Source organism: Corynebacterium sp., from assembly GCF_030532965.1.
Lineage (GTDB): Bacteria > Actinomycetota > Actinomycetes > Mycobacteriales > Mycobacteriaceae > Corynebacterium.
The window spans coordinates 1-14307 of record NZ_JAUNKC010000030.1 but is presented as its reverse complement, the minus strand read 5'-3'; the positions used below and the strand labels follow the sequence as shown (position 1 = coordinate 14307).

Below are 14307 nucleotides of genomic sequence, written 5' to 3'. Positions count from 1 at the left end.
TCCCACCTTCCGTTCACAGCACCCCACACCACGCAAATCTCACTGCCCTCAGCACGATTAAAAACCGCGGGCGAGCTAGTGCCCAAAGATACATCGCCCTAATACTGGAGTTCCCGGGACTTAAAACATGGAAAGCATGCAGTTAGACGAGTCAGGTCCTACCGACTTCGGAGGGCCATCTCGACCTTTTCGCGAATCGGCGGCTGATTTCGTGGCCGGGGAGACGAATAAGTCGAGTTGGGGCACATTCACCCCTCCCGCCTGCTCTTGTGTAGTGGGATCCGTGACGCCTAGCCCAGGGGTAATCGGTACAGGAAAAGTCACTGCCCCATCACCAAACCCCAGGCCACCACATTAAGCATTCAGCTTGTGACACCCCCAACAGAACTATCAGAATCACGCGAATACTAAAAGGATTTCCAGGGCCACTGGAACTTCAGAAACGCCCCCAAAACGCGCGAATCCCGCTGTTCGCAATCAAGCAGCGAACAGCGGGACAGCTAAGGAGGCTTTTAAAGGTTAGGGAACCAGATGCTGATTTCCCGGGCGGCAGATTCTTCGGAATCCGAACCGTGAACCACGTTTTCAGCAACGTTCAAAGCGAAATCGCCCCGGATGGTGCCTGGGGTTGCCTTTGCCACTGGGTCGGTGCCGCCAGCCAGCTGCCGCCATGCATCGATAGCCCGTGGGCCCTCCACTACACCAGCAACGAGCGGTGCGGAGGTGATGAACTCAACGAGTTCACCGAAGAAGGGCTTGTCGGCGTGCTCAGCGTAGTGTTTTTCAGCGGTCTCGCGATCGGCAACCCGGAGGTCCAATGCGACAAGCTTGAGGCCTTTGCGCTCGATCCGAGCGATGATTTCACCAACATGGCCAGAAGCAACGCCGTCTGGCTTAATCAGAATCAAGGTACGTTCAGTCATGGTTAATCAGTTTATACCTACATGTGCTGCGTAGTAAGCAAACCGCGTTTCATGCGTTCCAATAAGTTCCGGCGCAGATAGAGGATATACCACCACACCAGGGCAAATAGCACCGCGACAATTCCCATGGAGATGTGAATATAGAAGCCGCACAGTGCGAGAACCTGAATAGCAATATTCGCTTTGATCGCCCAGGGTTTGCCTTGCATAAAGCTCATAATCAGCATCACGGTCGCCAAAGCTGTCACGCTCACCCAGTTGAAGGTGGTCCAATGCGCGCCGTTATCGACCCGAAGGATCACCGTGAGCACCAAGTAGAAGGTGATCGACTGCATCATCATCGCGCCCGCCATTACCCCGCGCAACCCCTTCATCGGGTCTTTTACGGGTTCATGGCCTGGGCCCAACGGCCCGTATTCCACGGTTTCGGAACTACTCATGCTGGTTCCTTTCCAAACAGAGTGCGGGCTTCACCGGCGGTTACTACCGATCCGGTGACAATAACGCCGGCCCCGGATTGAATGTCGGTGTCTTCAGCTAGTCCCACCGCAAGCTCGATGGCGCCGGGCAGATTTGCCGCGACGTGGACCCGTTCTTCCCCAAAAATCTCCTGCGCGTAATCCGCCAGCTCCGCCACCGGCAACGCCCGTGGACTGGTGTTTTGCGTCACTACGATTTCCGCGCAATAGGGCTCTAAGGCCAGCAGAATGTTTCGGGCATCTTTATCGCCAAGCACCGCAACGACACCAATGAGGCGACCGAAGTCAAAGTCGCGATCCAATGCGGCCCCTAATGCGGCGGCCCCGTGCGGATTGTGGGCTGCATCGATGAATACCGTGGGTGCGGTGCGGACTCGTTCCAAGCGGCCCGGGCTTTCCACCGTCGCAAAGCCTTCGCGCACCGTGTCAAGGTCCAAGCTGCGGCCTGGGCCCGCGCCGAAGAACGCTTCAACCGCAGCCAGCGCGGTGGCGGCGTTGCGCGCCTGATGCTCGCCCGATAGCGGTAAGAAAATATCCGGGTATTCACCGGCTAAGCCGTTTAAGGTGAGCATTTGCCCGCCCACCGCGATCGCGGATTCGGTGACTCCAAATTCCACGCCGCTGCGGGCAACCGAGGCATCCGCTTTCACCGCTTGTTCCAAGATCACGGCCATTGCCTCCGGCGTTTGCTCGCCGATAATCGCCACGTTGTCGGGCGGGGATAATAGATCAGACAGATCCCACCGGGGTTTGATAATTCCCGCTTTCTCCGCCGCAATTTCTTCAATGGTATCGCCAAGGTACTCAGTGTGATCCACCCCGACCGGGGTAATCACCGCAACATCAGCATTGATGACATTGGTGGCGTCCCACCGGCCGCCGAGTCCCACTTCGATGATCGCAACATCGACCGGGGCGTCGGCGAAGGCGGCGTACGCCATCGCGGTGAGCACTTCAAACTTCGACAGTCTCGGCCCGCCTTGCTTGATGCTCTCGTTATCGGCCATCTCCACATACGGTTTGATCTCCTGCCATACCCGCACGTAATCGCGCGGGTGAATCGGCACGCCGTCGATGGCGATGCGCTCGGTGACCAATTGCAGGTGCGGGCTAGTGGTGCGCCCGGTACGGCGATGAAACGCCCGCATCAAAGATTCGATCATGCGGACCGTGGAGGTTTTACCGTTGGTTCCGGCGACATGGATCGCGGGGAATGCCCGCTCGGGGTGTCCCAACACATCCATCAGCAGTTCCATCCGCGACAGCGTGGGGTCGATGGTGGTTTCGTTCCACCGGGTGTCCAATTCCGCTTCGACTTCCGCCAATGCGGCAAGGTCAGCCGGGGTAATTTCCACCGGTGCTGGCTTTTCGACGTCCCCACTGGCGTCGATAGGCAAACTCAGCCCACCGTTGCCCAGGGTCACTTCCCCTAGATTGAGCTCATCCATTATAGTTCCCCAAGTCGGGCGGTAATTCGGGCAACTTCTTCCGTGGCAATCTGCTGCCGCGCCTTAATCTTGTCCACCACAGCCGCAGGAGCCTTGCTCAAAAACGCCTCGTTGGCCAGCTTCTTCGTGGTTCCGTCGAGTTCCTTCTGCGCCGCCGCCAGGTCCTTTTCTAGCCGCTTGCGTTCAGCTTCCTTATCCACGGTGCCCGAGGTGTCCAACGAAACCTCGATGGTCGCGGTGCTCAGCCGCACCTCGATGGTCGCGGAAGCCGCGAAGTCGGCGGCCGGGACATCCACCTTGGCCAAGGATCGGACGACCTCTTCTTGGTCCGCCAAATCCGCGGCCGCGAAGTCGATCGCTGCTGGCACCTTTTGGCTTGGTTTTACTCCTTGATCGGAGCGGAACCGACGCAGCTCGGTTACGAGCTTTTCGACGTCCGCCATGCGCCGGGCCGCCAACTCATCGGCGGCCGCACCGCCGTTGGTAAGCGCGGCGTCCGGCCACGCGGCGATGGTCAGGCTCTCCTGATCGGTCAGGGCCTGCCACAGAACCTCGGTGATAAACGGCATGGCCGGGTGCAACAACCGCAGGACGGCGTCAAGCACATTCCCCAAAACGATCTGGGTTGTGATTCCGCGGCGCTGTTCCGTCTCGGTTGCCGCTTCGAAATCGCGCGGGATTTGCACCTTGGCAATTTCGACATACCAGTCGCACAGCTCACCCCAGGTGAACTGGTACAACGCCTCATTTGCCTTGGCAAACTGGTACCGATCCAGGTAATCATCAACCTCTACCCGGACCTGCTCCAACCGATCCAGAATCCACCGATCCGCATCCGTTAATTCTTCCCGCGCTGGCAATTGACCCGTATGCGCGCCGTTCATGAGCGCAAACCGGGTGGCGTTAAACAGCTTGGTGGCAAAGTTACGGGAGCTCTGGGCGGAATCCTCGCCCACCGGCAAATCCACACCGGGGTTAGCACCCCGCGCCAAGGTAAAGCGCAGCGCGTCAGCACCGTAGTCACGCACCCAATCCATCGGGTCGATACCGTTACCCAGCGACTTACTCATCTTGCGGCCGTGTTCGTCCCGAACCAGGCCATGCAAGAACAGATCCGTAAATGGCACCTGTGGCCGCCCGTCGGTTCCTTCGCCAAGCACCTCTGGTGTCTGCTGGGCGGCGAACGTACCAAACATCATCATTCGAGCCACCCAGAAGAACAGGATGTCATAGGCGGTGACCAGCACGGATGTCGGGTAGAACTTAGCTAAGTCTGGGGTTTTATCCGGCCACCCCATGGTGGAAAACGGCCACAATGCCGAGCTGAACCAGGTATCCAAAACGTCGGGGTCTTGGGTATAGCCCTCCGGTGCAATCTCGTCCGGCCCGACGCACACGATCTCTCCCTCTGGCCCGTACCAAATAGGAATCCGGTGCCCCCACCACAATTGGCGCGAAATCGTCCAATCATGCATGTCGTCCACCCAGTCGAAATACCGCGGTTCCGCGGACTTAGGGTGAATAACCGTATCCCCGCTGCGGATGGCGTCGCCCGCCATTTTCGCCAACTCATCGACCTTCACGAACCACTGCAACGACAGCCGTGGCTCAATCGGCTCACCGGAGCGTTCCGAATGCCCAACCGAGTGAATATAGGGGCGCTTTTCGGCAACAATTCGCCCTTGGTCGGCCAACGCCTCCCGGATTTTCACCCGCGCTTCGAAGCGATCCATGCCGTCAAATTCGGTGCCGGTATCGGCGATCTTTCCGCTTGCGTCCATGATGGTTGGCATATCCAGCCCATGCCGTAAGCCCAAGGCGTAGTCATTCGGGTCATGCGCCGGGGTGATCTTCACCGCGCCGGTTCCGAATTCGGGATCGACGTAATCATCGGCAACAACCACCATCTCGCGCCCGGCAATAAACGGGTGCGGCAAGGTGGTACCCACCAAATCCGCGTAGCGTTCGTCGTCTGGGTGCACCGCAACTGCCACGTCGCCCAACATGGTTTCCACCCGGGTGGTGGCGACCACGACGTGCGGTTGGTCGTCGTCAAGCGAACCGTAGCGGATCGACACCAACTCGCCCTCAACGTCCTTGTACACAACCTCAATGTCGGAAACAGCCGTTTCCAAAATCGGCGACCAGTTGATCAACCGGTTCGCGCGGTAAATCCAACCGCGATCATAAAGCTGCTTGAAGATCGTGGTAACCGCGCGGGATAACCCGTCATCCAGGGTAAATCGTTCCCGCGACCAGTCGACGGAATCACCGATGGCGCGCATTTGCTTGCCGATGGCGCCGCCAAACTCCTCTTTCCACTGCCACACCTTCGCGATGAAATCATCCCGATCGTAATCCCAGCGGGACTTCCCTTCGGTTTCCTTCAGCCGCGCTTCCACCTTTGTCTGGGTCGCAATTCCGGCGTGGTCCATGCCCGGCAACCACAAGACCTCATAGCCTTGCATTCGCTTACGTCGAGCGATGCAGTCCATTAACGTGTGATCCAAGGCGTGGCCCATGTGCAGCTGCCCGGTGACGTTGGGAGGTGGTAACACAATAGAGAACGCTGGCTTATCAGAATCGGCATCGGCGACAAAGTATCCCCCGTCGACCCACTGTTGATACAACTTCTCTTCTACTGCTTGCGGTTCCCAACTTTTGGGCAGTTTATCTGCACGATTCATTTCAGCCATGCCCACCATCTTAGATACTTTAAGCCCCAATTCCACTTTCACCGCCACCAGCGGCAATCCACCAAGGCTGGGCCGACCCTTGACCCTATCGCACCGTCATGGTTTAGAACTAACACTATGAGGATCTCCGAAGTCGCTGCCATCGTCGGGTGCACTCCCCGGGCCATCCGGCATTACCACCAAACAGGAGCATTGGCCGAACCGCCCCGGCTGAGAAACGGCTATCGCCAATACCGGATCGCCGATGTTGTTTCCATCGTCCGGATTCGTGCCCTTGTTGCGGCAGGTATTCCCATCGAAGCAGCCTCGCAACCAATCGATCTGAACGAAGCGTTGCGGTCGCTGGATAATCGGATCGAGTCGCTTCAGCGCCAACGTGCCCAGCTTGTCCGTTACCTCACCGATGGGTTTGGGATTCCCGAGCCGGTGGCGACGAAGCTGCGCCGCATCGTGCCGGAAACGGAATTCGAAATGTGGGAGCTTCTGGCATTTTCCGGCGTGGCGACTGAGCACACGTGGCAGGTTGTGGCCCGCAACCTCAGCGACCCCCACCTCGTGGCAAACACCCAGGAATTTTATGACTTGTGGCCGAAGTTAACCGATACCGATTTCGACCGTGCCGCAACGCTTATCGACGAATCCATCATGCAGGATCTTTGGCAGACCTTTCATAACGGTGACCTTCACCTGCCACCAACAGCGCTTTCGTTAACCCCTAGCCAAGAGCGCTTCCTACACCACATGGCTGCCATCGTCATCAACCGGATAGGATCGCCGTGAAAAAACTACTGTTCACGCTCATCGGCACCGGCGTGCTCATAGCTGCCGAATGGTGGCTTGTTCACTCTGGGGTGTTTTCTCATCGTGCCGCACTTGTGTGTTTCGTCTGCGCCGAATGTGGCCTGGGGTTATTTTTGGTTTGGCGCGACCCCGACCATATTGTTCTGCGCCTCCTCCGCTCGGAATGGCAGATGTTTAGAACTTTCACCGCGCTGATCCGTGGGCGCACGATCATTCCACCAGGGGCACTCCCGGTTTTTGGTACCGGCAATTGGTGGCAAATTCCGCTTGCTCTGACCGCCGCGACCGCGATTGAGATCCTCGCCCTGGAGCTGTTGCTCGATCACCGTCCGATCCGACTGTTATTGATTGTTATTTCCGGCTACTCGGTGGTGATCTTGTGGGCATCGTTTGGCAGCCGTAAAACCCACCCGCATTACGTTGCGGTAAATACGTTAACCCTCCGCCACAACCGGGAAATCATCGCCCAGATTCCGCTTGATTGTATTGCGAAGCTGCACGAGTCGCGACGTTTCCACGCCCACGACCATGAAATAACGGCCGATACCCTCGTCCTAGGTTCCAGCGAAGGCACCAATGTTGCCTTGCAACTAAAACAACCATTACGAGTGGTACGGCCGCATTATCCGTGGCAGAAGCCGCAGTCGGTTCCTGTCACAACTGTATTACTCTGGGTCGACTCGGATTCCGTCGAATTATCTGACGTGTGTTAAATCCGAGTCGACTATTTCATCTGAGATTAACCCAGCAGGTGTGAAACAGCGTCGCGCTCTTCCTGGAGTTCCTTCACGTTGGCCTCAATGCGAGCCTTCTGGAAGTCCGAAAGCTCCAGACCCGACACGATCTCCCAGGCGCCGCCTCGGGAAACGGTTGGCAAGCCGGTGATCAATCCCTCAGGGATTCCGTAGGAACCGTCGGAAGGAATGGCTGCGGTAGCCCAGCGTTCGGTGCCGTTAATCCAGTCATGCATGTGGTCGATTGCCGACGATGCCGCCGAGGCAGCCGAGGACTTGCCGCGCACTTCGATGATTTCCGCACCACGCTTTGCCACACGTGGAATGAACTCCTCCACATACCAGTTGTGATCCAGGCTGTCGAAGATCTTTTCACCAGCAACCGTGGTGTAGGTCAAGTCTGGGAACTGAGTTGCCGAGTGGTTACCCCACACGACGAGGTCGTTGATGTCGTTCTTGTCGCAGCCGAGCTTCGCGGATAGCTGCGACAACGCACGGTTGTGATCCAGGCGCATCATGGCATTGAAGCGATCGTGTGGAACGTCCTTCGCAGCGTGCATGGCGATCAAAGCATTGGTGTTCGCTGGGTTGCCAACCACCAAAACCCGAATGTCGTCTGCTGCGTGATCGTTGATGGCTGCGCCCTGCGGGCCGAAAATCTTGCCGTTTGCAGCCAGCAGATCCGAACGCTCTTCGCCCTTGCCGCGTGGCTTAGCGCCCACGAGGAAGGCGGCATTGGTGCCGTCGAAAGCTTCCTCCAGCTTGTCGGTCACAACAATATTCTTCAGCAGTGGGAATGCCGAGTCATTCAACTCCATTGCAACACCCTCAGCGCCGCCGATGGCGTCTGGGATTTCCAAAAGCTGCAATTCGATGGGAGTGTCCTTACCGTAGACATCGCCGTTTGCGATACGCCAGAGAAGTGAATATGCAATTTGGCCAGCAGCACCTGTGACGGCGATCTTCTTTACGGAATGGCTCATGAAATCTCCTTAACTTATGAGGAAAAAGTCTCAACAACGATTGACTCGCGTAACGCTTGCCACATTCGCGGACAATCTGGGCGTTGTGGCTGGCGTTCAACACTTATTATCAGACTAACTCACAACCGGAAACAACGATCCCCCTAGATCACAAAACTCCAGGTTAAAAGCACTTAAGAGATTTATCACACAAACATCCGGGCTGGCCCCAAATACCACAAAACTGGTGAATCTAACTCCCACCTTTGGCAACCTTAACCCCAAGGATCACCCCCACTCTCCTGCCCTTTCCCACAAAATGGGCATTCCAGCCCGTCCCAATCCGCCGTTTATCGGAAATTCCGCTATCTTTGGCCTAGGAAGGCTCATTATTGGGTGAGGATTTACGTTACGGTTGTTTTCTTTAGGAGTTTCAAGGGTGATGGACGCCAATAACAATACTGTTGATACAGAATCGGTTGATTCCCCACACGCTGGAGAATCTCCGCAGTCTACCGACATCACTCCGGAAACGGTATTGGAAATCGCGCTTCTACAATTCGCCGAACTCGGTTTTAACGATGCCCGCCTAGAAACAATCGCCAAAGAATCAGGCATGTCCAAGCGGATGATCCATTACCACTTCGGCGACAAAAGGGGCCTCTACCAACGCTGCCTCGTCTTAGCCATCAATCGCCTGCGCCCCACCATGGAAGAGATGGCATTGGAATCCGACGTCCCGGTCGAGGGGGTAAAAAAGATCGTCGAGGCGGTATTCAGCCGGTATGTGGCAAACCCGGAAGCTATTCGGTTGCTGGCCGTCGAAAACCTCATGCAGTACGCGAACTTGGTGGAGGCGCAGCCGATCGTCGACCAATCCAGCATAACCCTCCAGCTGGATAAACTTTTGATGCTTGGCCAAGATGCTGGCGCGTTCCGTCCCGGCATTTCCGCCCAGGACGTTTTTACGCTCATCGCCTCTCTAGCGATCTTCCGCATCACCGTTCGCAATACCACCATCAACTTATACAACATAGACATGATGGATGAGAACAACACCCAGGGAATGGCGCGCATGGCGGTGGACGCAGTCTTGGCGTTCCTGACGTCGCATTTGAAGACGGGGGACCAAATTTCCTATCTCTCCCCCATGACCGCCAACGAAGCTTTAGAAGTCGAGGAAGACTCCACCTACGAAATCTCCCCTGACATGTTCCAATAAAACATACGAAATGCCCAAATAGTGCCGCCCACCACGGAGTCGAACCTGGTGGGCGGCACTATCTGTGTGAGACTAAGCGGATTGCTCTACGGCATCGCGATCCAGCAGTTGTGGTGCTTCCTCGCCGCGCGCCGCTGCGGCGGTAACCATGACGACTTCAATGTCCTCGTGGTCTGGGATGTCGTACATGATCGGGACCAGGATTTCCTCCATGATCGCCCGCAGGCCACGGGCTCCGGTGCCACGATCAAGAGCTAGGTCTGCGATCACGTCCAGCGCTTCAGGTTCGAATACCAGCTGAACGCCGTCCATAGCCAATAATTGCTCGTATTGTTTCACCAGAGAGTTCTTCGGCTCGGTCAATACTTGCACCAGCGAAGCGCGATCCAGATTGGTTACGGTAGCGACGATTGGCAACCGGCCGATGAATTCGGGGATGAGTCCGAACTTCACAAGATCTTCAGGGCGAACATCCTTGAAAATATCGATTTCGTCGCGTTCTTCCTTAGTTTTAATATCCGCGCCAAAACCAATGCCTTGCCTGCCGCGTCGCTCCGCGATCACTTTTTCCAAGCCAGCAAATGCGCCAGCGACGATGAACAGAATATTCGAGGTATCTAGTTGGATGAAGTCCTGGTTGGGGTGCTTCCGTCCCCCTTGCGGCGGAATGGATGCGACTGTGCCCTCAAGAATCTTCAGCAGCGCCTGCTGTACGCCTTCACCGGACACGTCGCGGGTAATCGAGGGGTTTTCCGATTTACGGGAAATCTTGTCCACCTCGTCGACGTAGATAATGCCCCGCTGGGCGCGCTGGACATCAAAATCAGCCGCCTGGAGCAATTTCAAAAGGATGTTTTCCACGTCTTCGCCCACGTAGCCAGCTTCCGTCAGCGAGGTGGCATCCGCGATGGCAAACGGCACGTCCAACAGCCGAGCTAGCGTTTGGGCCAAGTATGTCTTACCGGAACCGGTGGGTCCCAACATGAGGATATTGGACTTTTGCAGTTCGGTTTCTTCTTCTTTGTTTCGCCGGGGATTAATGCTACGTGCTTCCTCGGCACGAACCCGCTTGTAATGGTTGTAGACCGCAACAGACAAAATCCGCTTGGCTTCGGTTTGTCCAATGACGTACTTATCTAGGAATGCTGAGATTTCCGACGGGCGCGGCAGACGGTTGGAGTCCTCAGAACCGGATTCCTGGGATTGGCCCAGTTCTTCCTCGATGATTTCATTACATAGTTCAATACACTCGTCGCAGATGTATACTCCACCACCTGCGATGAGTTTTTTCACTTGCTTTTGGCTCTTGCCACAGAAGGAGCACTTCAGCAGATCGGCGCTTTCTTGCATGCGTGCCATAAAAGTACGTGGCCTCTTTCTTTAGTCTTTGTGAAACAAAGCAGCGCCCACAAAACTGGGCAGTTACCCACCAACACTAGCACCGTCTGTGTCCATTATCGTGATCTGACAGACGAGTTTGACATGCGGAATATAAATGGCGTGGTGAATGGAAGAAAACCACGCCGCCAAATACCAGAATGGTTACTTTTGGGGGCGTGGCGGGTGGATTATTTCATTCAATTACGCATTGAGTTTGCGGTAATCAAAGACCTGATCCACAATTCCATATTCCATGGCCTCTTGAGCCGTGAGGATCTTGTCACGGTCGGTGTCGATCCGAATTTTCTCGGCGGTTTGACCGGTGTGGCGCGCGAGGGTTTCTTCCATCATGGTACGCATCCGCTGAATTTCGGCTGCCTGGATTTCCAAATCGGAAACCTGTCCCCGACCGCCCTCGGTCGCCGGTTGGTGGATCAGAACGCGGGCGTTGGGCAATGCTGCGCGTTTACCTGGCGCACCTGCTGCCAGAAGCACAGCTGCAGCGGAAGCTGCCTGACCTAAACACACAGTGCGGACGTCTGGTCGGACATACTGCATGGTGTCGTAAATTGCCATGAGGGACGTAAACGATCCGCCTGGCGAGTTAATGTACATGGTGATTTCGCGGTCTGGGTCCAGCCCTTCCAGCACCAGAAGCTGCGCCATGATGTCGTTGGCCGAGGTGTCATCTACCTGGGTACCCAAAAAGATGATGCGCTCTTCAAACAACTTGGCATACGGATTGGTTTCCTTGGTGCCGTAAGAGGAGTGCTCAATAAAAGATGGAAGCACGTAGCGCGCGGATGGCATCTGCATACCGTTAGTCATAATGTTCTCCTGGTAATTCTTAGTTAGAGATCGAACCCTGCGCCGAGGTAATAACGTGGTCTACCAGACCGTATTCCTTAGCCTGCTGTGCGGTGAACCAACGGTCGCGGTCGGAGTCTTTAGTGATTTGTTCGAAGGTTTGGCCGGTATGTTCAGCGATCAATTCCGCCATTTCGCGTTTGGTCTGTGCGAATTGCTCTGCCTGAATAGCGATGTCCGCTGCGGTACCACCCACGCCTGCCGACGGCTGGTGCATCATGATGCGGGCGTGTGGCAGCGCGTAGCGCTTTCCTTTGGTACCACCAGACAACAGGAATTGCCCCATGGAAGCAGCCAACCCCATGCCGTAGGTGGCGATGTCGCAAGGCGAGTACTTCATGGTGTCATAAATAGCCATACCTGCGGTGACGGAACCGCCCGGGGAGTTGATATACAGCGAAATATCGCGGGTGGGATCCTCGGCGGAGAGAAGGAGGATTTGTGCGCACAACTTGTTGGCAATCTCGTCATCGACGGCCGTCCCAAGGAAAATAATGCGTTCCCGGAGTAGTCGCTCGTAGACCGAATCGCTCAAATTTAACCCGCTTGATGCGGACGAATTAACCAGTTCGTTCATTAAAAACTCCTTGTTGGATAAAAGTCGATGGTGTCAACGATACAACGAAACGTCACAAAATCCGCTTTTGTTCGCTAACAGCGTTAAAACACTAAAAGCCCAGCATGAACGCTGGGCTTTTAGTGGTAGGAGGATTAGGACTCAGCCTCGGTTTCCGCCTCGGATTCGGCTTCGTCTACGCCGAAGAACTCGGTAGCGTCCACCTTGTTTCCGGCGTCGTCGGTGACAGTGGTCTGGCAGATAGCGGCAGCCAGTGCCTTGCCCCGACGAATGTCAGCGAACAACGCACCGATCTGGCCTGCGTTTTGCAGCTGCTCCATGAACTTCTCCGGCGGCATACCGTATGCCTGAGCGGTGTAGACGACGTGTTCAATGAACTCTTCGTTGGAGACAGATGGTTCTTCCTTGTCTGCAAGGGTATCCAGGAAGAGCTGGCTGCGAACAGTCTTTACAGCCTGTTCCTTAGCTTCTTCCTTGAACTGCTCAAGCGAGGAGCCCTGGGTCTTCAAGAAGTCGTCGATAACCTGCTCCTGGTGAGCGGCTTCGCCGAAGGTGCCGTGCAGCACATTGTGGGCGTGCTCGTCGATAAGGCTTTGCGGAACCTCGAACTCGGTCTTCGCTAGCGCTGCATCGAGTACCGCATCGCGGATGGCTGCAGCCTGCTCGGTCTTGGAACGCTCTTCCAATTGGGTGGAGGTAGCCTCACGTAGTTCTTCGACGGTGTCGAATTCGGAAGCCATTTGAACGAACTCTTCGTCGAGTTCTGGCAGTTTGCGTTCCTTGGTCTGAACAACGGTGACAGTAACGGTTGCTTCTTCACCAGCGTGCTCACCGGTCTTGAGGGTGGTGGTGAATTCAGCGCTCTCGTCGGTCTTCATGCCGCGCAGTGCGGTGTCAAGGCCCTCGATCAGGTCGTCGGCGCCAACCATGTAGGAAAGGCCCTCGGCGGAAGCTTCCTCGATCTCCTTGCCGTCTACTGCTGCGGAGAGGTTGATGATAGCGAAGTCATTGGTCTTGAGCTTGCGCTTGGTGTCGCTCAACTCGCCGAAACGCTCACGCAGTTTGTCGATTTCCGCATCGATAGCTTCGTCGTCGACCTTGCGGGCCGGAACCTCGACAGCGATGCCTGCGAAGTCTGGCAGCTCGATCTCTGGGCGGACATCCACCTCAGCGGTGAACTCGATCAATTCGCCGTCTTCCAACTTGGATAGTTCGATCTCTGGGGTGCCCAACACCTTCAGGTCCTGCTCGTCGACAGCCTTCGGGTAGTTGTTATTGATCGCCTCGTTGACGACCTGCTCAAGGACAGCGCCGCGGCCGAAGCGGGCGTCGATAAGCTGCTTTGGTGCCTTACCCTTACGGAAGCCAGGGATGGAAACCTGGGCAGCGATTGCTTGATAAGCCTGATCGATTTCGTTCTTCAGTTCCTCGAACGGAACCTCCACGGTCAGCTTGACTCGGGTATCGTTCAGCTTTTCGACGGAACTTTTCACGAGCTACTCTCCTGTTTTATCGGCGGTAATACTGGTTTAAACCCCCGAGGTGCATGACAATTTATGCTCCTCGGGGGTTATTGTCGGGACGACAGGATTTGAACCTGCGACCCTCTGCTCCCAAAGCAGATGCGCTACCAAGCTGCGCCACGTCCCGCTATACACCACTAGGATTCTAAACCCTTACATGGGGTGTGCCGTTCTCAACGACAGGAGAAATCTTGCCACGTTAACCCCCGTTTTACCTAATCCGCAGGTCACAGCGAGGAAAATCCCGCAACTTTTGCGAGCAGCGCAGTTCGCGGCAGCGCAGCAATAACCCGGCAGTACAGCGACACAAAGCTCAACCACTACCAGCACTACCAGGTAGACGATATGCATGACACAGAGCGCCGCAGGCAACGCACCAACTACGCGATACGCGACCAGCTTTCCCCACCTACCCGAAGCCCCAAAAGCAATTTCACTACCAGCAAAAACGGCACTTAGGTATTCATTAGTAAGCACGCATACTATCCCCCATTATCACCCCCGACAGTACGTCAATCCACATGGATTGCGCTCCTTTATTGTGCCGCTTTTGGGAATTAAAAACCCTATTTAGCGCAACCCTTTATGCAACCAAGGCCACCTGACGGATTAAAAGAAAAATTCCCGAAATTGCATCCATTGAGTTTTTCTCACCAGGAAAATGTGTGTGAAACGCTGACCAGTGGTTTTGGGGG

The 14307-nt window shown here is 55.8% G+C and carries 12 protein-coding genes and 1 tRNA gene; 3 read left to right on the top strand and 10 right to left on the bottom strand.

Annotated features, from left to right (window positions below):
- Positions 1–512 precede the first annotated feature (512 nt).
- The 4 genes from ndk to Q4D85_RS11960 are packed head-to-tail and all read right to left on the bottom strand — an operon-like array spanning position 513 to position 5546.
- Entirely contained in the window at positions 513–923 is a 411-nt protein-coding gene (gene ndk / locus Q4D85_RS11975) for a nucleoside-diphosphate kinase (protein ID WP_303200706.1), read from the bottom strand.
- 17 nt (positions 924–940) lie between these two features.
- Entirely contained in the window at positions 941–1363 is a 423-nt protein-coding gene (locus tag Q4D85_RS11970; RefSeq protein WP_303200705.1) for a DUF4233 domain-containing protein, read from the bottom strand.
- Positions 1360–2853 (bottom strand): folylpolyglutamate synthase/dihydrofolate synthase family protein, encoded by a 1494-nt coding sequence (locus Q4D85_RS11965; protein WP_303200739.1) that lies wholly within the window; start codon positions 2851–2853, stop codon positions 1360–1362. The genes Q4D85_RS11970 and Q4D85_RS11965 overlap by 4 nt, the downstream gene beginning before the upstream one ends.
- Positions 2850–5546 carry a valine--tRNA ligase gene (locus Q4D85_RS11960; protein ID WP_303200703.1) on the bottom strand — a complete coding sequence of 899 codons (2697 nt, stop codon included), beginning with the start codon at positions 5544–5546 and terminating at the stop codon, positions 2850–2852. The genes Q4D85_RS11965 and Q4D85_RS11960 overlap by 4 nt, the downstream gene beginning before the upstream one ends.
- A gap of 117 nt (positions 5547–5663) precedes the next feature.
- On the opposite strand from Q4D85_RS11960, the gene Q4D85_RS11955 reads away from it, so the two are divergent.
- Positions 5664–6326 carry a MerR family transcriptional regulator gene (locus Q4D85_RS11955; protein ID WP_303200702.1) on the top strand — a complete coding sequence of 221 codons (663 nt, stop codon included), beginning with the start codon at positions 5664–5666 and terminating at the stop codon, positions 6324–6326.
- Positions 6323–7060 carry a hypothetical protein gene (locus Q4D85_RS11950; protein WP_303200701.1) on the top strand — a complete coding sequence of 246 codons (738 nt, stop codon included), beginning with the start codon at positions 6323–6325 and terminating at the stop codon, positions 7058–7060. Before Q4D85_RS11955 ends, Q4D85_RS11950 begins: the two co-directional genes overlap by 4 nt.
- Before the next feature lie 26 nt (positions 7061–7086).
- Here the strand turns inward: Q4D85_RS11950 and Q4D85_RS11945 are convergent, their stop codons facing one another.
- A complete protein-coding gene (locus Q4D85_RS11945) occupies positions 7087–8064 on the bottom strand; it encodes a malate dehydrogenase (RefSeq protein ID WP_303200700.1) in 978 nt (325 codons plus the stop codon).
- A gap of 421 nt (positions 8065–8485) precedes the next feature.
- On the opposite strand from Q4D85_RS11945, the gene Q4D85_RS11940 reads away from it, so the two are divergent.
- Positions 8486–9265, top strand: coding sequence for a TetR family transcriptional regulator (locus Q4D85_RS11940; RefSeq protein WP_303200698.1), 780 nt, complete (start codon positions 8486–8488; stop codon positions 9263–9265).
- A gap of 72 nt (positions 9266–9337) precedes the next feature.
- On the opposite strand, the gene clpX is transcribed toward Q4D85_RS11940, so the two are convergent.
- The 5 genes from clpX to Q4D85_RS11915 all read right to left on the bottom strand — a co-directional run bounded on the left by clpX (position 9338) and on the right by Q4D85_RS11915 (position 13739).
- On the bottom strand, positions 9338–10624 hold the full coding sequence (clpX, locus tag Q4D85_RS11935) for an ATP-dependent Clp protease ATP-binding subunit ClpX (protein ID WP_303200697.1): 1287 nt from the start codon (positions 10622–10624) through the stop codon (positions 9338–9340).
- A gap of 222 nt (positions 10625–10846) precedes the next feature.
- Complete coding sequence (locus tag Q4D85_RS11930; RefSeq protein WP_303200696.1) at positions 10847–11473, bottom strand: ATP-dependent Clp protease proteolytic subunit; 627 nt, start codon at positions 11471–11473, stop codon at positions 10847–10849.
- A 19-nt stretch (positions 11474–11492) separates the two neighbouring features.
- Positions 11493–12089 (bottom strand): ATP-dependent Clp protease proteolytic subunit, encoded by a 597-nt coding sequence (locus Q4D85_RS11925; RefSeq protein ID WP_303200695.1) that lies wholly within the window; start codon positions 12087–12089, stop codon positions 11493–11495.
- A gap of 134 nt (positions 12090–12223) precedes the next feature.
- Positions 12224–13582 carry a trigger factor gene (tig, locus tag Q4D85_RS11920; protein ID WP_303200693.1) on the bottom strand — a complete coding sequence of 453 codons (1359 nt, stop codon included), beginning with the start codon at positions 13580–13582 and terminating at the stop codon, positions 12224–12226.
- A gap of 83 nt (positions 13583–13665) precedes the next feature.
- Positions 13666–13739: transfer RNA gene (locus Q4D85_RS11915), tRNA-Pro, on the bottom strand.
- Positions 13740–14307: the final 568 nt, after the last annotated feature.